At 39.8% G+C, this 17,406-nt stretch carries 21 protein-coding genes; 18 read left to right on the forward strand and 3 right to left on the reverse strand.

The features are described from left to right. Positions 1-20: 20 nt before the first annotated feature. On the reverse strand, positions 21-944 hold the full coding sequence (locus tag PQ578_RS08115; RefSeq protein WP_273833157.1) for a hydroxymethylglutaryl-CoA lyase: 924 nt from the start codon (positions 942-944) through the stop codon (positions 21-23). Positions 945-1,105: 161 nt separating this feature from the next. Between PQ578_RS08115 and PQ578_RS08120 the strand changes: the two genes are divergently transcribed. From PQ578_RS08120 to PQ578_RS08130, 3 genes are read left to right on the forward strand one after another with little or no spacing between them, the layout of a single operon-like run. Beyond that, positions 1,106-2,290, forward strand: a complete 1,185-nt coding sequence (locus PQ578_RS08120) for an acetyl-CoA C-acetyltransferase (protein WP_273833159.1) — start codon at positions 1,106-1,108, stop codon at positions 2,288-2,290. A gap of 21 nt (positions 2,291-2,311) precedes the next feature. After that, on the forward strand, positions 2,312-2,998 hold the full coding sequence (locus tag PQ578_RS08125; RefSeq protein WP_273833160.1) for a CoA transferase subunit A: 687 nt from the start codon (positions 2,312-2,314) through the stop codon (positions 2,996-2,998). Between the two features lie 7 nt (positions 2,999-3,005). After that, the gene (locus PQ578_RS08130) at positions 3,006-3,677 is read left to right on the forward strand and encodes a CoA transferase subunit B (protein ID WP_420541523.1); all 672 of its coding nucleotides are present in this window, start codon (positions 3,006-3,008) and stop codon (positions 3,675-3,677) included. A 58-nt stretch (positions 3,678-3,735) separates the two neighbouring features. Here PQ578_RS08130 and PQ578_RS08135 read toward each other — a convergent pair whose 3' ends face one another. Next, entirely contained in the window at positions 3,736-4,647 is a 912-nt protein-coding gene (locus PQ578_RS08135; RefSeq protein WP_273833165.1) for an aldo/keto reductase, read from the reverse strand. A 139-nt stretch (positions 4,648-4,786) separates the two neighbouring features. Between PQ578_RS08135 and PQ578_RS08140 the strand changes: the two genes are divergently transcribed. Continuing rightward, positions 4,787-5,323 (forward strand): cysteine hydrolase family protein, encoded by a 537-nt coding sequence (locus PQ578_RS08140; protein WP_337958006.1) that lies wholly within the window; start codon positions 4,787-4,789, stop codon positions 5,321-5,323. Between the two features lie 39 nt (positions 5,324-5,362). Here PQ578_RS08140 and mciZ read toward each other — a convergent pair whose 3' ends face one another. Continuing rightward, positions 5,363-5,521: a Z-ring formation inhibitor MciZ gene (gene mciZ, locus PQ578_RS08145; RefSeq protein WP_273833169.1), complete on the reverse strand. Its 159-nt coding sequence runs from the start codon at positions 5,519-5,521 to the stop codon at positions 5,363-5,365. 112 nt (positions 5,522-5,633) lie between these two features. Between mciZ and PQ578_RS08150 the strand changes: the two genes are divergently transcribed. From PQ578_RS08150 to PQ578_RS08215, 14 genes are all read left to right on the forward strand, one after another. After that, the gene (locus PQ578_RS08150) at positions 5,634-6,176 is read left to right on the forward strand and encodes an NUDIX hydrolase (protein WP_098444053.1); all 543 of its coding nucleotides are present in this window, start codon (positions 5,634-5,636) and stop codon (positions 6,174-6,176) included. After that, positions 6,173-7,336: an endonuclease Q family protein gene (locus tag PQ578_RS08155; RefSeq protein WP_273833171.1), complete on the forward strand. Its 1,164-nt coding sequence runs from the start codon at positions 6,173-6,175 to the stop codon at positions 7,334-7,336. The genes PQ578_RS08150 and PQ578_RS08155 overlap by 4 nt, the downstream gene beginning before the upstream one ends. A 72-nt stretch (positions 7,337-7,408) precedes the next feature. Beyond that, the gene (spoIIM, locus tag PQ578_RS08160) at positions 7,409-8,050 is read left to right on the forward strand and encodes a stage II sporulation protein M (protein ID WP_160918927.1); all 642 of its coding nucleotides are present in this window, start codon (positions 7,409-7,411) and stop codon (positions 8,048-8,050) included. A 121-nt stretch (positions 8,051-8,171) separates the two neighbouring features. Then, complete coding sequence (fur, locus tag PQ578_RS08165; protein ID WP_098444050.1) at positions 8,172-8,651, forward strand: ferric iron uptake transcriptional regulator; 480 nt, start codon at positions 8,172-8,174, stop codon at positions 8,649-8,651. Positions 8,652-8,746: 95 nt separating this feature from the next. After that, positions 8,747-8,974 (forward strand): YqzK family protein, encoded by a 228-nt coding sequence (locus tag PQ578_RS08170; RefSeq protein ID WP_224880903.1) that lies wholly within the window; start codon positions 8,747-8,749, stop codon positions 8,972-8,974. A gap of 13 nt (positions 8,975-8,987) precedes the next feature. Further along, positions 8,988-9,878 (forward strand): site-specific tyrosine recombinase XerD, encoded by an 891-nt coding sequence (gene xerD, locus PQ578_RS08175; protein WP_160918928.1) that lies wholly within the window; start codon positions 8,988-8,990, stop codon positions 9,876-9,878. 142 nt (positions 9,879-10,020) lie between these two features. Beyond that, entirely contained in the window at positions 10,021-11,199 is a 1,179-nt protein-coding gene (deoB, locus tag PQ578_RS08180) for a phosphopentomutase (RefSeq protein WP_273833182.1), read from the forward strand. Between the two features lie 21 nt (positions 11,200-11,220). Then, on the forward strand, positions 11,221-12,045 hold the full coding sequence (locus PQ578_RS08185; protein WP_273833184.1) for a purine-nucleoside phosphorylase: 825 nt from the start codon (positions 11,221-11,223) through the stop codon (positions 12,043-12,045). A 21-nt stretch (positions 12,046-12,066) separates the two neighbouring features. Further along, entirely contained in the window at positions 12,067-13,368 is a 1,302-nt protein-coding gene (locus PQ578_RS08190; protein WP_273833186.1) for a pyrimidine-nucleoside phosphorylase, read from the forward strand. A gap of 147 nt (positions 13,369-13,515) precedes the next feature. After that, positions 13,516-14,694 carry a D-alanyl-D-alanine carboxypeptidase family protein gene (locus tag PQ578_RS08195; protein ID WP_273833188.1) on the forward strand — a complete coding sequence of 393 codons (1,179 nt, stop codon included), beginning with the start codon at positions 13,516-13,518 and terminating at the stop codon, positions 14,692-14,694. Positions 14,695-14,794: 100 nt separating this feature from the next. Next, entirely contained in the window at positions 14,795-15,145 is a 351-nt protein-coding gene (spoIIAA, locus tag PQ578_RS08200) for an anti-sigma F factor antagonist (RefSeq protein WP_098444045.1), read from the forward strand. After that, on the forward strand, positions 15,145-15,585 hold the full coding sequence (gene spoIIAB, locus PQ578_RS08205) for an anti-sigma F factor (RefSeq protein ID WP_098444044.1): 441 nt from the start codon (positions 15,145-15,147) through the stop codon (positions 15,583-15,585). Before spoIIAA ends, spoIIAB begins: the two co-directional genes overlap by 1 nt. Before the next feature lie 12 nt (positions 15,586-15,597). Continuing rightward, positions 15,598-16,353, forward strand: coding sequence for an RNA polymerase sporulation sigma factor SigF (gene sigF, locus PQ578_RS08210; RefSeq protein ID WP_098444043.1), 756 nt, complete (start codon positions 15,598-15,600; stop codon positions 16,351-16,353). A 118-nt stretch (positions 16,354-16,471) separates the two neighbouring features. After that, on the forward strand, positions 16,472-17,406 hold a 935-nt coding region (locus tag PQ578_RS08215; RefSeq protein ID WP_273833195.1), incomplete at its 3' end, for an IS1182 family transposase.

A 17,406-nucleotide genomic window follows, 5' to 3' on the forward strand; every position in this document is an offset into this window, starting at 1 on the left:
TTATTAGTTTACCATAATATTTATATGTCTACCTTAGAAGTTTCTTTTTCTTTTTTATATAACGTTCGATAAGGTGTTAGGATAGGTCTTGATAGGTGAGGCTCAATCTCATCTATTGCTCCCATTAGTTTTTCTAGATTAATACCTGTTTCGATCCCCATTCGCTCCAACATATAAACCACACTTTCTGTGGCCACGTTGCCTGTCGCTCCTTTGGCGAAAGGGCAGCCGCCTAGTCCACCAGCTGATGTATCAAATCTTGAAATTCCAGCTTGGAGGCATGCATAGATGTTAGCAAGGGCCATTCCACGAGTATCATGGAAATGCGCTGTTAACAATGTAGTTGGAAACTCCTTTACAAGTTGGCTAAAAAGGTTGTGCGCTTCCTCTGGAGTGGCCATTCCAATAGTATCTGCTACGCTTAATTCATCTACACCTGCATTAACGAATTGATGACAAACGTCAATTGTATCATTACCGTCTATTTTCCCTTCATATGGGCAATAGAAAGCAGTGGAAATACAGGCTCGAACGAAGTAACCATCCGCTTTTAATTCTTCGACTAAAGGTAGGAGCTCATGAAGAAGCTCCTTTGTCCCTTTATTGCTATTCTTTTGATTAAAGGAGTTACTAACACCAGCAAAAAGTGCTATGGCTTTCACGTTCGTTTCTTTAATTCTCTCTATCCCTTTACGGTTAGGAGCTAAGACAAAGTTCCGAGTATCATCAAGGCACGTTTTAACTATTTCACTGGCATCTTTCATTTGGGGAACCCATTTGGGTGAGACAAATGAAGTAATCTCTATTTCTTTCATTCCTGCCACTTTTAGAGCTTTAATAAAACGGATTTTATCATTTGTTTTGATCTGGTTCTGTTCATTTTGAAGCCCATCTCTTGGACCTACTTCTATGATTGTAGCGTGTTGTGGTAGCAAAACATTCATCACCCTTCTTTGTAAGCGCTATCTTTAATTAAAACAAAGGAAATAGAGTCTGGCAAGAGAATCGTTTGAATAATGGAAATTCTTACTTGGAGGAAGGATTTTTTTGAATAAAGTAAGAATTATGTAGAAGAGAGTCATAGATACATAAGGAGGAAATCGAAATGAGTCGAGATGTTGTAATTGTAAGCGCTATCAGAACGCCGGTAGGTTCATTTAATGGTTCACTAAAATCTATATCGGCTACAGAACTTGGGGCCGCGGTCATTAAGGGAGCGATTAAAAAAGCTGGCTTATCGATAGATCAGGTGGAAGAAGTCATTATGGGAAACGTTCTTCAAGCGGGTCTCGGACAAAATCCTGCTCGTCAGGCTGCGATTAAAGCGGGAATCCCAGTATCAACTCCTGCGATGACAATCAATAAAGTATGTGGTTCAGGATTGAAAACCGTTCATCTAGGAGCTCAATCTATTATGCTTGGCGATCAAGATATTGTTGTCGCCGGTGGGATGGAGAACATGAGTCAGGCGCCTTATTTATTAAACGGAGCCCGAGAAGGCTTACGAATGGGTGACCAAAAGATGGTGGATAGCATGATTCAAGATGGATTGTGGTGCGCATTTAACGATTATCATATGGGTGTTACTGCTGAGAATCTTTGTGATCATTATCATCTAACAAGAGAAGAGATGGATGAATTTGCTGCCTGGAGTCAACAAAAAGCACAGGCTGCTATTGAAGAGGGACGATTTAAGGAAGAGATTCTACCTGTTTCTATTCCGCAACGAAAAGGTGAACCTCTATTATTTGATACTGATGAATACGTTAAACCAGGAACGACGGCTGATAAACTTGCAAAGTTACGCCCAGCTTTTAAGAAAGACGGTGGGGTTACGGCAGGAAACGCTTCTGGAATTAACGACGGCGCAGCCGCTGTTGTTTTAATGAGTAAAGAGAAGGCAGAGGAACTTGGAATAGAATACCTTGCTGTTATTCGCTCGAATGCAAGCGGTGGAGTAGATCCGAGCGTTATGGGGCTAGGTCCAGTTCCTGCTACGAAGAAAGCACTTGAACGTGCGGGGCTTTCAATGAAACAAATGAATCTTGTAGAAGCAAATGAGGCTTTTGCTGCACAGTCTCTTGCCGTTGGAAGAGATCTTGATTTTAATAAAGAAATCTTAAACGTAAACGGTGGGGCTATTGCACTTGGTCATCCGATTGGCGCAAGTGGCACTCGAATTCTAGTAACTCTACTACATGAAATGAAACGTAGAAATGAGCGCTATGGTCTAGCTACGCTTTGTATTGGTGGAGGACAGGGAGTAGCAACAATTGTTGAACGAACTTAAAATGGCAGGAGGTAAAAGTAAATGAAACCAATACTTGATACATTTCAAGAAGCAGTTCAAGATGTTCAGGACGGGGCAACGATTCTTGTTGGCGGGTTTGGCTTAGTAGGTATTCCAGAGAATTTAATTCTTGCATTAAAAGAGAGAGGAACGAAGGACTTAACAGTCATATCAAACAACTGTGGAGTTGATGACTGGGGTCTCGGGTTGCTTCTTAAAAATAAACAGATAAAAAAAATGATTGGATCTTACGTTGGTGAAAACAAAGAGTTTGAAAGACAGGTGCTTTCAGGAGAATTAGAAGTGGAGCTCATTCCACAAGGAACACTGGCAGAACGAATTAGAGCTGGGGGGGCAGGAATTCCGGCCTTCTATACTCCAGCCGGAGTCGGAACGCCAATTGCTGAAGGAAAGGAAGTAAAAACATTTAATGGAAAAGAATACTTACTTGAAGAAGCGATACAAGCTGATTTTTCCTTTGTTCGAGCACTCAAAGGAGATGTAATGGGGAATTTAGTCTACAACAAAACGGCACGCAACTTTAACCCAATGGTTGCAGCCGCAGGAAAAGTAACGGTTGCAGAAGTAGAAGAATTAGTGGGGATTGGAGAGTTAAATCCAGATTCTATTCATACTCCGAGCATTTATGTACAGAAGGTTATTGTTGGTGAGCAGCAAAAGAAGATTGAGCGATTAACGACGCGATAGGAGGCTAATGATGGTTAAAGTAGATAAAGCAGCAGTTCGTGAAAAGATTGCAAGACGTGCTGAAAAAGAAATCCTGGACGGCTCTTACGTAAATCTGGGAATTGGAATGCCGACAATGGTAGCTAATTACATTCCAGATGGTAAAAAGATCGTTCTTCAATCGGAAAATGGCCTTCTAGGTATTGGACCTTATCCAAGTGAAGGCGAGGTTGATCCTGACTTAATTAATGCAGGAAAAGAAACGGTTACAGCAATGCAAGGAGCCGCTTATTTTGATAGTGCTGAGTCATTTGCAATGATTCGAGGAGGACATATTGACGTGGCCATTTTAGGTGGAATGGAAGTTTCGAAGAATGGCGATCTTGCGAATTGGATGATACCTGGAAAGATGATTAAAGGAATGGGAGGAGCAATGGATCTCGTTCATGGAGCAAAACGGATTGTGGTGATCATGGACCACGTTAACAAAAATGGAGAACCTAAAATTCTAAACTCATGTAGCCTCCCTCTAACAGGGAAAGGTGTTGTCAATCGCATTATTACGGAGCGAGCTGTTCTTGATATTACAGTTGAAGGACTTGTATTAAAAGAAGTGGCAGCTGGCTATAGTATTGAGCAAATTCAAGAGTCAACAGAATCAGAACTAATCATAAATAATCCCATATTAGACGCCTTTTAGATTTTAATTTTGAGTCGAAAAGGAAATAGCGCAGTCAAATGACTGCGCTATATTAAATTTAACGGTGCTTATCATATACATTTTTTTTCGAAACGTCACGAATCTTTTGTACTTCATCGGGTGTTAAGTCTGGAGCATTCTGTGCGGTAATGTTTGCAAGAAGTTGTTCACTTCGACTAGCTCCGGGAATAACGGTGGCTACAGCGGGGTGAGCAAGTGCATATTTAAGTGCCGTCTGAGTCATATTGCGCTTGTCCCCTTTTATCTCATTCAGCTGTTTAACCGTTTCATGAACATCAAATTTAGAATAGTCGAGAAAACCATCTTCTTTAATTTTTTCATCGTATCGATCTGTTAACATTCCTTTAGCGAGAGGACCTCTAGCAATGACACTAATGTTATTGTTATGCAATAAATCTAGCATTTCTTCTTCAGGCCGACGATCAAGTATACTATATTGCATCATGACTGAAGCGATAGAAGATTTCTTTATAAATTCACGAATCACATTTGGTCGAATGCTAGAAATCCCATATTCAATAATGAGGCCTTCAGATTTTAATTCCTCGAAAGCCTCGATCGTTTCATCAATCGGATCTTCAATCGTACCACCATGTAGTTGGAAAAGGTCAATATGATCTGTTTTCAAACGTCTCAAACTGTCTTTTAAGGCTCCCTTAATATGCTTTTTAGAAGGGTCCCAGTACCATCCCTCTTTCCCTTCTTCGAAATGATTCCCTGCCTTGGTTGCAAGAACAACTGAATCTCTTCGATCACGCAATGCCTCTCCAACGATTTCTTCATTTAAACCGAAGTCATACAAATCTGCTGTATCAATAAATGTAACGCCGTTATCGATCGCCTCATGAATGAGTGAGACAGCTTTCGCTCGATCGGTTCCTAGTGACATGGTTCCTAGTCCGATTTCACTAACATGCAGCTTTGAATTGCCAATTTGATTGGTTTTCATAACGAAGCATACCTCCCAATATTAATTCTATTTTAAGTGTACCGTTATAAGCGATTTCACGCCAATGATATGCTGGTTATTGGTGTCTTGTCACATGGAAAAACACCTGCTATAGTAAAGGCACTAGGAGGGGAGAATGATGAAAGAAGCGTTATTAATTATTGATATGAGCAATGACTTTATTCACGATCAAGGTGGACTTACTTCAGGAAAAGTAGGACAGCAGATTGTTCCAAATATTATCACGCTCGCAAACGAGTTTCTTGAAGAAGAAAAAGAAATTGTCATATGTATGGATGCCCATCAAGAAAATGATGAGCACTTTAAGATTTGGCCCGTACATAATGTTATCGGATCCTGGGGCCAAGACTTATATGGGGAATTGAAAACTTGGTTTGAAGCGAATCAAAATCTTGCACAAGTAACCTATCTACCTAAACCAGAATATGACGCTTTTTATAACACAAACCTGGAAGAAATATTGAAGAGTAAAAACATAGACACCGTTCATCTCTCAGGCGTATGTACTGATATATGTGATTTTTTAACCGCGTATGGTGCCTATGCAAGAGGGTTTCATACCGTTGCTCAAAGTAATTGTATGGCTACATTCTCTGAACACCATGATGTTTTTTTACAGCAAATGAAAAACATCTTCAAAACCGAAATTCGTTAAAGCAGAAACGCTGCCACAATATCTGGCAGCGTTTCTTGTTTATTGAATTAATCTCAAGTGCGATTTTGTACGAACTGCAGGGGCGTTGATCCATTCTTCAATTGTTTCATAATGATTCATATAGTGTCTGATCATTAATTGAATTTGCTTTGGTTTTCCAACCATCGTAATTCCATTCGGCTGAATATAAACTTTCATAATCAAGACCTCCTAAATAGTTCGATACGGTGCTATCTTTCCCTATTATTTGTCTCATGTGATAGACTTTATGTATCGATTATAATTTTTAGAACCAGGAGATGATGAAGCAATGGACCATTTATATGAAAAGACCTTGCATTCAGAAACGATTTATGAAGGTCGTATTATTGACGTTAGAGTAGAGGATGTGCAGTTACCGAATGGTAAACAAAGCAAGCGAGAATTAATTGATCATCCCGGTGCAGTTGCGATTATTGCTCAAACACCTGATGATAAAATACTCGCGGTTAGGCAATATCGTAAAGCGCTTGGCAAAGCGATTGTAGAAATACCAGCAGGTAAACTTGAGCAAGGTGAAGAACCTGAATTAACTGCTGTGCGTGAACTAGAAGAAGAAACCGGTTATACGTGTGAAAAACTTGAAAAAGTGATTTCGTTCTATACATCTCCGGGCTTTGCTAATGAGCTTGTCCATTTATATGTTGCCAAAGGATTAACGAAAAAGGGAGAACAGTCCGCTGATGAAGATGAATTTCTTGATCTGCTTCATTTATCAATAGAAGAAATGGAAGAAATGCTAGATAGCCAGGAGATTCATGACGCAAAAACGGCATATGCGATCATGTATTTAAAAATGAAGCTGATGAAATGAAGTCATGTTATGCAGACTTCCATATTCATATTGGGAGGACAAGGACCAATAAAGCAGTGAAAATAACAGGAGCAAAGTCTTTAACCCTATCTGCAATCTTAAAAGAAGCGAGATCGAGAAAAGGTCTTGATATGATTGGTGTCATTGATTGTCATGTTCCTGAAGTAATGGCAGAGTTGGAAGAATACATTTTTAGAGGTCAAGGGTATGAATTAAAAGATGGTGGCATTCGCTTCGGGTCACTTACGCTCATTTTAGGAACCGAGATTGAAATCTATGATGAAAACTGCCACGGTCCCATTCACGTATTAGTGTATTTGCCGAATTTATCAAAAATGAAACATTTTTCAGAGTGGCTTAATTCTCGCATGAAAAACGTCTCGCTTAGCTCACAGCGGATCTATGAAAAGGCTGAAGTTATTCAAGAGAAAACAAGGGAACTTGCTGGTTTATTCATACCTGCTCATGTATTTACGCCATTTAAAAGTCTTTATGGTAAAGGGGTTAATCGGTCAATAAGTGAAGTGCTGGATCTTAATAAAATAGACGGAATTGAACTAGGACTTTCGTCAGATACGCAAATGGCAGACCAGATCCAGGAGCTTCATACTTTCCCTTATTTAACTAATTCCGATGCGCACTCCATACAAAAAATGGCTAGGGAATATCAACTGTTATCTGTAAGAGAGGCTTCATTTACAGAATGGTCGAAGGCTTTAAAAGGGGTTGAAGGCCGGGGGATTAAAGCGAATTTCGGCTTAAGCCCAAAGTTAGGTAAATATTATAGAACTAGTTGTGCTCAATGTCACACCCCTGTACTTCAAACGCATTGCGAAGTTTGTGGTAGTCATAAAATAGTGAAAGGAGTATTGAATCGAATTCAAGAATTAAGTTCAGCTTCCACTCATCCTATACGCCCGCCTTATATTCACCATGTTCCCTTAGATTTTCTTCCAGGACTTGGTCCGAAAACATTCGAACGGCTTTTAGCTGTTTTTGGAACCGAAATGAACATTCTCCACGCCGTTAGCGAAAGTGATTTGGCTAATGTAGTAGGTGAATCACTCGCTCATCTAATTGCCCTTTCACGAAGTGGAGAACTTGCATTAAAACAAGGCGGTGGTGGGACATACGGAAAGGTCATCAAGCAGAAGAGATAATCTATCGATTAGTCATACGTTTCACTCCCTTTTCATAGACTTTACCAAAGGTGGTATGAAGGGGGAAGACGTATGAATCGTAGTAGACGTCTAAAGCAAATGATATCCGCTCATCTATCAGATCAGTTATCTCTCTACACATTTATTGCGGTTTTGTTTCTGATGGGAATTGTATTTGGAGCTGTTATCGTAAATAGTTTAAGTTTTACTCAAAAAGAAGATCTTGCGGTTTATTTAAGTCGTTTTTTTGGACAGGTATCCGATGGCCAATTTGCATCATCTTCTGAAATGTTTCAGCAAAGTTTAACACACTATGCGAAGTATATCGGTTTGATGTGGCTTCTTGGTCTTACAATTATCGGTCTCCCTATTGTGTTAGTGATGCTTTTTCTAAAAGGAATTGTAGTAGGGTTTACTGTAGGGTTTCTAGTTAACCAAATGAGTTGGAAAGGCTTTTTGTTGGCATTCGTTTCTGTATTTCCACAAAACATCCTAGCCGTTCCGGTAATGATTGTGGTAGCTACCGCTTCTTTAACATTTTCACTTAGGCTAATGAAACAATTAGTTATGAAAAGAAGGTCAGAACCAATCTTCCCACCATTCATGAGGTTTTCGGCTCTTATTTTGTGTGCTTTGGTGATCTTATGTGTTGCAGCGTGGTTTGAAGCCTATTTGTCACCTGGATTAATAAAAGCAGTTGTAGATATAAAATAATATTGAAATAAATATCAGATGATAATAATTACAATTTCGGGTTGATAATGATTTTAATTTGACACCGTTTTGCCTACTGCTTATAATGAAAATGGCATCGATCGAGGGAGGGAAATGGGACATGGAAAGCAGAATCGATCGAATTAAGAAACATCTTCATTCTCAAAGCTATAAGCTAACACCTCAACGGGAAGCAACCGTACGGGTCCTTCTTGAGAACGAAGAAGACCATTTAAGTGCTGAAGATGTGTATTTACTCGTTAAAGAGAAATCTCCTGAAATTGGCCTAGCAACGGTTTATCGTACACTTGAGCTACTAGCTGAATTGAAAATCGTTGATAAAATCAATTTTGGCGATGGTGTGTCAAGGTTTGATCTAAGACAAGAGGGTGCTGCCCATTTTCATCATCACCTGGTTTGTATTGAGTGTGGTGCAGTAGATGAAATTCAGGAAGATTTGCTTGGAGATGTAGAAAAAGTAGTTGAAAACGATTGGAACTTTAAAATCAAAGATCATCGTCTAACGTTTCATGGAATCTGTTATCGCTGTCAAAAGCAGGAAGATAAAGAACAGTCAGAACAAGCTGTTAATCATAGTTAATAGTTAAAACAATTTTTGTGACCCTACAATTCCTAACGATGTATAAAAAACTCCATCTCTGGCATACCTTTTACTAGAGATGGAGGTGCGTTAGATTGAAACAGGGTCTATTGGTTGTTTTAGATACAATGAAAGTTTTCTTGCTTTTTACTGGATGTACTTTACTATTTTACTTTGGCATTCTCTGGGTAAATCAAGAATACCAGAATTACCATCGCTATGATGTGCCACAAGGAAAAGCGGTGAAAGTCGTTCAAATGGAATCGGATACTCAGCTCACTTTCCTTGAAAGGCTCAATTTGTTTTACCAGACAGGTGAATAAGGGAGCGTTTGCAATGAAAGATCAGGTACAGGATTTTTTGCATTATTTAATCGTTGAGCGAAGCCTGTCCAAAAATACGCTCGATGCATACAGGCGAGATCTCGCTCAATATTTAAAACATTTAAATGAATATGAGAATATATCTTCATTGAATGATGTTCGGCGCATGCATATTGTAAACTATCTCTATGCTCTTAGAGACAGTGGGAAAGCATCCACTACAATAGCTCGTAATATTGCATCCATACGAGCATTTCATCAGTTTTTACTTCGTGAGAAGGCTGCTGAACAGGATCCTTCTGTACATATCGAAACTCCCAAAACAGAGCGGAAGCTACCTAAAATCCTATCAACAGCAGAAGTTGAGCAATTATTGGAAGCCCCAGATTATTCTACCCCCTTTGGTAAACGTGATCGCGCCATGCTAGAGGTGTTATATGCGACGGGTTTACGCGTTAGTGAATTAATTGAATTGAAAATGGAAGATATCCATTTAACGATGGGATTTATTCGAACAATAGGTAAGGGAAATAAAGAAAGAATCGTTCCGCTAGGTAAAATGGCAAGAGATGCTCTCACGACCTATCTTGATGAAGGTAGGGGGCAATTAATGAAAAAGAATCGAACGGATATGCTGTTTTTGAACCATCGTGGTGAAAGCTTATCAAGACAAGGGTTCTGGAAAATTCTTAAGAAGCTTGCAGTAAAAGCAAACATTCTTAAGCCTCTTACGCCACATACGTTAAGACATTCATTTGCAACCCATTTATTAGAAAATGGCGCTGATTTGAGAGCGGTACAGGAGCTTCTTGGACATGCCGATATTTCTACAACACAGATTTATACACATGTGACTAAAGCGAGGCTAAAGGATATTTATTCCACTTATCATCCTAGAGCCTAATAAAGGCACTCTTCAGAAAGAGGTCTGGTCTTTGGCCAGATTTTTTCTTTTATCTGCTTCCGTAAACGCATTCACATATGTGTTTTTTGTTTTTTTCAAGGGAATAATAATTTTGAATGGATAATGAACGAGGAGGACAAACATGACTAAACGTTTTAAAAGAGTATTTTTAGTTGTAATGGATTCAGTAGGAATCGGTGAAGCGCCGGATGCTGAACAATATGATGATTTAGGTGCAGATACATTGGGGCATATTGCCGACCATATGAATGGCCTCAAGATGCCGAATATGGAAAAGTTAGGTCTTGGTAATATTCGTGAACTTAATGGCGTCTCGAGCGTTGAGAAGCCTATGGCACATTATACTAAAATGATGGAGGCCTCGAACGGTAAAGATACGATGACTGGACACTGGGAGATCATGGGCCTCCATATTGAGCAGCCGTTTCGAACGTTCCCAGACGGTTTTCCTGATAAGCTCATATCGGAACTTGAAAATAGGACTGGAAGAAAGGTTATTGGAAATAAACCTGCTTCCGGTACTGAAATTCTAGTCGAACTTGGTGAAGAGCATGTTAAAACAGGCGCCCTTATTGTTTATACTTCAGCAGATTCTGTTTTGCAAATTGCTGCACACGAAGAAGTTGTACCACTTGATGAACTTTATCACATTTGTGAGATTGCAAGAGAAATGACGAAAGCAGAAGAATATATGGTAGGAAGAGTCATTGCACGGCCCTTCATCGGTGAAGCAGGCGATTTTAAACGGACGTCCAATCGCCATGACTATGCACTAAAACCTTTTGGACATACAGTAATGAATGAGCTAGAGGACAATGGGAAAGATGTCATTGCAATCGGAAAAATTTCTGATATTTATGATGAAGAAGGTGTTACGAAGTCGCTTCGTACAAAGTCTAATATGGATGGCATGGATAAACTTATTGAAACACAACAAATGGAATTTGAAGGAATTAGTTTCCTTAACCTTGTTGACTTTGATGCACTATTCGGACACAGAAGAGATCCACAGGGTTATGGTGAAGCGCTAGAAGAGTATGACGAGAGACTGACAGAAGTTCTTGAACGTATGGAAGATGATGATTTGCTACTAATTACGGCAGATCATGGGAATGACCCAATCCATCATGGAACAGACCACACTCGTGAATATGTCCCATTACTGGCTTATCATAAAGGGATTAAAGAAGCAGTTGATCTTGGTATCCGTCAAACGTTCGCAGATGTTGGAGCAACGATTGCGGATAATTTTGAGGTAACGTTACCAGAACACGGGACTAGCTTTCTTGAGAAGCTTTGAGAATCAAGAGGAGGAACAAAAATGACGATTAAACAAGAAATACAAGATGCATCATCATATATACAAGATCAAGTAGGGGAATTTCATCCAGAAATCGGTCTTATCTTAGGCTCTGGATTAGGTGTCCTTGCTGAAGAAATTGAAAATCCTGTCCAAATTTCATATAGTGATATTCCGAATTTCCCTGTTTCAACAGTAGAAGGGCATGCGGGACAATTTGTATTTGGTACATTAAATGGTAAAACAGTGGCAGCTATGCAGGGGCGTTTTCATTTCTACGAAGGATATTCAATGGACAAAGTAACATTTCCTGTTCGAGTGATGAAAGAACTTGGGATTCATCATATGATTGTAACGAATGCAGCAGGTGGAATAAATGAAGAGTTCCAACCTGGTGATTTAATGGTGATCGCTGATCATATTAACAATTTTGGGACGAATCCGTTAATTGGACCAAATAGCAACGAATTTGGCCCTCGTTTTCCGGATATGTCTACAGCATATTCGCTAGAGCTGCAACATTTAGCGCAAGATACAGCGAAAGAGCTTGGGATGAAGCTTCAATCTGGCGTTTATGTCGGAAATACCGGACCAACTTATGAGACGCCAGCAGAGGTTCGCATGCTGCGGACATTGGGTGGCGATGCAGTAGGTATGTCGACTGTACCAGAAGTTATTGTTGCAAGACATGCAGGCATGGATGTACTTGGAATCTCTTGTATTTCAAATATGGCAGCTGGAATCCTCGATCAGCCACTTCATCATGACGAAGTGATTGAAACAACGGAGAAGGTGAAGGCTAACTTCTTGCTATTAGTGAAAACAATTGTAAGTAAAATGGGTTGAGTTAGAAGGGAGAGCGATTCAATGAGAATGGTAGACGTAATACAGAAAAAACGAAATGGAAAAGAATTGACGAAAGAAGAAATCAATTTCTTTATTGATGGATATACCAAAGGCGACATTCCTGATTACCAGGCATCGGCATTAATGATGGCAATTTATTTCAATGGAATGAAGTCAAATGAAACAGCGATGCTTACTCAAGCTATGGTGAATTCAGGTGAAACGATTGATTTGTCTGCTATTAAAGGACATAAAGTGGACAAGCATTCTACAGGTGGCGTAGGTGACAAGACAACATTTATTGTTGGTCCACTGGTAGCGTCTGTTGGTGTCCCGGTTGCTAAAATGTCTGGGAGAGGTTTAGGGCACACTGGTGGTACACTAGACAAGCTTGAGTCAATTAAAGGCTTCCATATTGAAATGACAAAGGAAGAGTTTGTTAATAATGTCAATACACATAAACTATCTGTAGCAGGACAAACGGGCAATCTTGCTCCTGCTGACAAAAAATTGTATGCATTGCGCGATGTGACAGCGACTGTTGATTCGATTCCTCTAATCGCAGGCTCAATCATGAGTAAAAAGCTAGCTTCTGGAGCAGATGGAATCGTTCTTGATGTGAAGACTGGCTCTGGTGCATTTATGAAGAAACTAGAAGATTCTGAAGCGCTTGCTAGAGAAATGGTTAATATCGGAAACAACCTCGGTAGAAACACAGTAGCGGTGATTAGCGACATGAGTCAACCGCTTGGTTTTGAAGTAGGGAATGCGAATGAAGTACGTGAAGCCTGTCAGGTTCTTCAAGGAGAGAATATTGAGGATCTCCGTCTTCTATCACTCGAACTCGCTTCTCATATGACAGTTATTGCTGGAGCATTTGATGATTTTGATACAGCATATAAAACCCTTGAAGAAAATTTACAAAATGGGAAGGCGTTTGAATCATTTAGAACGCTCGTTCAAGCTCAAGGTGGAGATGTTAGTGTCATTGATGACATTTCTAAATTGCCACAAGCAAAACATGATATTGAAGTAACGGCACAGCAAGACGGATATGTTACGGAAATTGATGCTGAATCCGTTGGCGTGGCAGCTATGTACCTTGGAGCAGGAAGAGCCACCAAGGACGATCAAATTAACCATGGTGTAGGAATTACACTTAAGAAAAAAGTTGGCGACAAAGTAGACAAAGGTGAAGCGCTTGTTGTTCTTCACAGCGATGAAGAAGACGTTCAAAACTCAATCAATAAGATTAATGAAGCGTACACGGTTTCTAAACAAGCTACTGAAAAACCTCAACTTATATATAAAGTGATTAACTAAATAATGCTTCGTTATCCTTTGAAGGAGTCTCAATTTGAGGCTTCTTTTTTTGCGTTTATTGATGATATCCGTTTGGAGGATCAAGAATTCGTATATTTTTCCAACATGTTGGAAATCCTTGTAATACTAAGAATGGAGGGATCACCAATGAAAGTTGTTGCAACAGCGCTCGCCTTCTTGCTGGGAGGAACCCTACTTGTTCCTTCTTTTACCCATGCAGAAGAAGCAAAGCTAAAAATCGCAGAGAATTCTTCTTCTGCAATTCTGATTGAGCGAGATACAGGTGAAGTATTGTTTGAAAAAGATAGTGATAAAAAGCTTCCTCCTGCGAGTATGACAAAAATCATGACGATGATCTTAATTATGGAAGCGATAGAAAGTGGCAAAATAAGCCTTGATCAGAAGGTAAGAGCAAGTGAATATGCTGCATCAATGGGTGGTTCGCAGATTTTCCTTGAAGCAGGAGAGGAAATGACTGTTAACGATATGCTGAGAGGCATCGCAATCGCTTCTGGTAATGATGCATCTGTTGCAATGGCAGAAGCGATCGCTGGTTCGGAAGAAGAATTTGTTAAGTTAATGAATGACAAAGCGGAATCAATGGGTCTTAGTCATACCCATTTTGTTAATCCGACTGGTTTGCCTGCGGAAGATCATTATTCAACAGCAAATGATATGGCATTAATGGCGAAAGAGCTCCTTAAATATGAATTGATTACGAAATATACTGGCTTGTATGAAGACTATTTAAGGCAGGATACAGATAAAAAATTCTGGCTTGTTAACACAAATAAACTTGTTAAATTTTATCCTGGTGTTGATGGTTTAAAGACTGGATTTACAAGTGAAGCAAAATATTGTCTTACTGCTACAGCAAAGCGAGATGACATGCGAGTTGTTGCCGTCGTCATGGGTGCTCCTTCTCCAAAAGTACGTAATGCTGAGATTACAAAACTGTTTGATTATGCGTTTTCTCAATACAAAACCCAAAAACTATTCGATCGTAACAACGTTGTCACAGAAGTGAAAGTAAATAAAGGAGATCAGTCTTCTATGTCTGTTGTCACTTCTGAGCGTGTCTCTGTTTTACTAAAAAAAGGCCAGGAAAACGGTGATATAACAACGAGTATAAAAATCAAAAAGAATATTGAAACGCCTGTAAAGCAAGGGGATGAGGTGGGTGAGCTGTCAGTGAAAATTGATGGTCATGTGACGGCAACCTCCCCCGTTATATCTGCGGAAAATATAAACAAAGCTTCTTGGTGGCAACTGATGAAACGAACGGCGGCGCAGTTCGCCAAAGCACCTACCCAAACTGTCAAGTGATCACCACTTTCATCGAATCAACACTAGTTTTGTCACGAAGAAGGAATTAACCCTGTAAAGAGAGAAAAAACTCACAAGCAAACATGAGGAGGAATGTTACGTGAGTCTTTCGATCAATCTTGAAGTGAGACATCCCGTTCTTTTGATTCGACTTGATGGAGAGTTGGATCATCATACGTCAGAAGAACTAAGAGACAGGGTAGATACGATTATTGAAGAACGTAAAATTGAGCATATTGTACTTAGTCTCGAAGGACTATCTTTTATGGATAGTTCTGGTCTTGGTGTTGTTCTAGGCCGTTACAATAAAGTGAAAAGTTTTGGTGGAGAAATGGTTGTCTGCTCGATTTCCCCCCCTGTTAAGCGTTTGTTTGAAATGTCTGGACTCTTTAAAATCGTGAGGCTAGAAGCTGACGAACAGCATGCTCTCGCAACTTTGGGGGTGGCATAATGAGAAATCGAATGGAATTAGAATTTTCTGCGCTTAGTCAAAATGAATCTTTCGCTCGTGTAACGGTTGCTGCTTTTATTGCTCAGCTTGATCCTACTGTCGATGAATTAACCGAGATCAAAACCGTTGTTTCAGAGGCTGTTACGAATGCCATTATTCATGGATATGAGCAAAACGGAGAAGAAAAGGTTTATATTTCTGTGGAGTTAAATGACGATACGGTTAATTTAACGATTCGTGATCATGGTGTTGGTATTCTAGACCTTGAGGAGGCAAGACAGCCGCTATATACCTCAAAGCCTGAATTAGAAAGATCAGGTATGGGATTCACAATTATGGAAAATTTTATGGATGAGGTTAAAGTTGAATCGGCTAGTGGACAGGGAACAACGATTCACTTAATGAAGTACCTATCAAAAAATAAAGCGTTATGTAATTAAGGGGACCTGCATATGGACGTGGAGGTTAGAAAAGGGAAGCAGTCGCAACTAAAGCCTGATGAAGTGAAGGAATTGATCAAACACAGCCAGGATGGAGACCAGGCGGCGCGAGATCTTATTGTAGAAAAGAATATGCGTCTCGTTTGGTCAGTTGTACAACGATTTCTAAATAGAGGGTATGAAGCGGATGATCTCTTTCAGATCGGGTGTATCGGTCTGCTAAAATCTGTTGATAAATTTGATTTAAGTTACGATGTTAAATTCTCCACATATGCAGTACCGATGATTATCGGAGAAATCCAGCGTTTTATACGTGATGATGGGACAGTGAAAGTGAGTCGGTCTCTTAAGGAAACGGGAAATAAAGTACGGAAAGCAAAAGATGAGCTATCCAAAACCCTTGGAAGAACGCCAACAGTAAATGAAATTGCAGAACGAATCGAGGTCACACCAGAAGAGGTTGTTCTGGCTCAAGAAGCGGTACGAGCTCCTTCTTCCATACACGAAACTGTTTATGAAAACGATGGAGATCCAATTACACTTTTAGATCAAATTGCTGATAACACGGACACCGCCTGGTTTGATAAATTAGCTCTAAAGGAAGCACTTCAGTATCTTGATACGAGAGAAAGGTTAATCGTTTATTTAAGATACTACAAAGATCAAACCCAGTCTGAAGTAGCGGAACGCCTTGGCATTTCTCAAGTTCAAGTTTCGAGATTAGAAAAGAAGATTTTAAAACAAATAAAAGAACAGATGAGTAAATAACTCATCTGTTCTCAGGCTGTCGAGAAAGTCTCGACAGCCTGTTTTTTTTATCTCATTTCCCTCAATTATCCATTTTTTTGTTATCCTATAGGTAGATTCTATTTAGGCGGTGATTTTAATGTTCCAATCTAGACAAAATCGACAAAACGAATTAGAAATGGTGACCATTGAAGAGCTCGTCCCTGAAAACCACTTACTTCGAAAAATTGACCACTACATAGACTTTTCCTTTATTCCCGAGAAAGTCCGTCCTTACTATTGTGAAGATAATGGCCGACCCTCTCTAGACCCTCTTGTGTTATTTAAAATGATGTTCATTGGCTATATTTATGGCATCCGTTCTGAGCGAGAATTAGAACGCCAAATTCAAACGAATGTCGCTTATCGTTGGTTTCTTGGCTTAAATTTAACAGACTCGGTGCCTCACCACTCCACCATTAGCTGGAATCGCAGAATGAGATTTCATGAGACTGATATCTTCCAGGAGGTCTTTGATGAAATCGTTCATCAAGCGATGAACCACCGAATGGTTTCGGGTCGCGTGCTTTATACGGACTCAACCCATTTAAAAGCAAACGCCAATAAAAAGAAGTTTTCCAGAAAAGAAGTTCACGTCGAAACGGCCGATTATATTGAAGAATTGAATGAAGCTGTGGAACAGGATCGGGCTGATCACGGAAAAAAGCCTCTAAAGGAAAAGGAGGAGGTGAAGAAAACCAAAGAGATTAAAGTCAGTCATACTGATCCAGAGAGTGGTTATTTGTATCGTGAACACAAACCCGAGGGGTTTTTCTATTTGGATCATCGCACGACAGATATTAAATACAACATTATTACCGACGTCCATATTACTCCTGGCAATATTCATGATTCGAAGCCTTATTTACAGCGTTTGGACCGTCAGATCAAGCGATTTGGATTTCATGTTGAAGCCGTTGGATTAGATGCCGGTTACCTTACCAGTCCGATTTGTCATGGTTTAGCTCAGCGAAAGGTGTTTGGCGTTATTGCCCATCGTCGGTATCAATCACGAAAAGGATTCATTCCAAAGTG

Source organism: Guptibacillus sedimenti (assembly GCF_028610665.1).
GTDB lineage: Bacteria > Bacillota > Bacilli > Bacillales > Guptibacillaceae > Guptibacillus > Guptibacillus sedimenti.

Coding starts and splice junctions, on each gene's coding strand:
- PQ578_RS08115 (WP_273833157.1), bottom strand. CDS start 944: ATGAATGTTTTGCTACCACAACACGCTACAATCATAGAAGTAGGTCCA.
- PQ578_RS08120 (WP_273833159.1), top strand. CDS start 1,106: ATGAGTCGAGATGTTGTAATTGTAAGCGCTATCAGAACGCCGGTAGGT.
- PQ578_RS08125 (WP_273833160.1), top strand. CDS start 2,312: ATGAAACCAATACTTGATACATTTCAAGAAGCAGTTCAAGATGTTCAG.
- PQ578_RS08130 (WP_420541523.1), top strand. CDS start 3,006: ATGATGGTTAAAGTAGATAAAGCAGCAGTTCGTGAAAAGATTGCAAGA.
- PQ578_RS08135 (WP_273833165.1), bottom strand. CDS start 4,647: ATGAAAACCAATCAAATTGGCAATTCAAAGCTGCATGTTAGTGAAATC.
- PQ578_RS08140 (WP_337958006.1), top strand. CDS start 4,787: ATGAAAGAAGCGTTATTAATTATTGATATGAGCAATGACTTTATTCAC.
- mciZ (WP_273833169.1), bottom strand. CDS start 5,521: ATGAAAGTTTATATTCAGCCGAATGGAATTACGATGGTTGGAAAACCA.
- PQ578_RS08150 (WP_098444053.1), top strand. CDS start 5,634: ATGGACCATTTATATGAAAAGACCTTGCATTCAGAAACGATTTATGAA.
- PQ578_RS08155 (WP_273833171.1), top strand. CDS start 6,173: ATGAAGTCATGTTATGCAGACTTCCATATTCATATTGGGAGGACAAGG.
- spoIIM (WP_160918927.1), top strand. CDS start 7,409: ATGAATCGTAGTAGACGTCTAAAGCAAATGATATCCGCTCATCTATCA.
- fur (WP_098444050.1), top strand. CDS start 8,172: ATGGAAAGCAGAATCGATCGAATTAAGAAACATCTTCATTCTCAAAGC.
- xerD (WP_160918928.1), top strand. CDS start 8,988: ATGAAAGATCAGGTACAGGATTTTTTGCATTATTTAATCGTTGAGCGA.
- deoB (WP_273833182.1), top strand. CDS start 10,021: ATGACTAAACGTTTTAAAAGAGTATTTTTAGTTGTAATGGATTCAGTA.
- PQ578_RS08185 (WP_273833184.1), top strand. CDS start 11,221: ATGACGATTAAACAAGAAATACAAGATGCATCATCATATATACAAGAT.
- PQ578_RS08190 (WP_273833186.1), top strand. CDS start 12,067: ATGAGAATGGTAGACGTAATACAGAAAAAACGAAATGGAAAAGAATTG.
- PQ578_RS08195 (WP_273833188.1), top strand. CDS start 13,516: ATGAAAGTTGTTGCAACAGCGCTCGCCTTCTTGCTGGGAGGAACCCTA.
- spoIIAB (WP_098444044.1), top strand. CDS start 15,145: ATGAGAAATCGAATGGAATTAGAATTTTCTGCGCTTAGTCAAAATGAA.
- sigF (WP_098444043.1), top strand. CDS start 15,598: ATGGACGTGGAGGTTAGAAAAGGGAAGCAGTCGCAACTAAAGCCTGAT.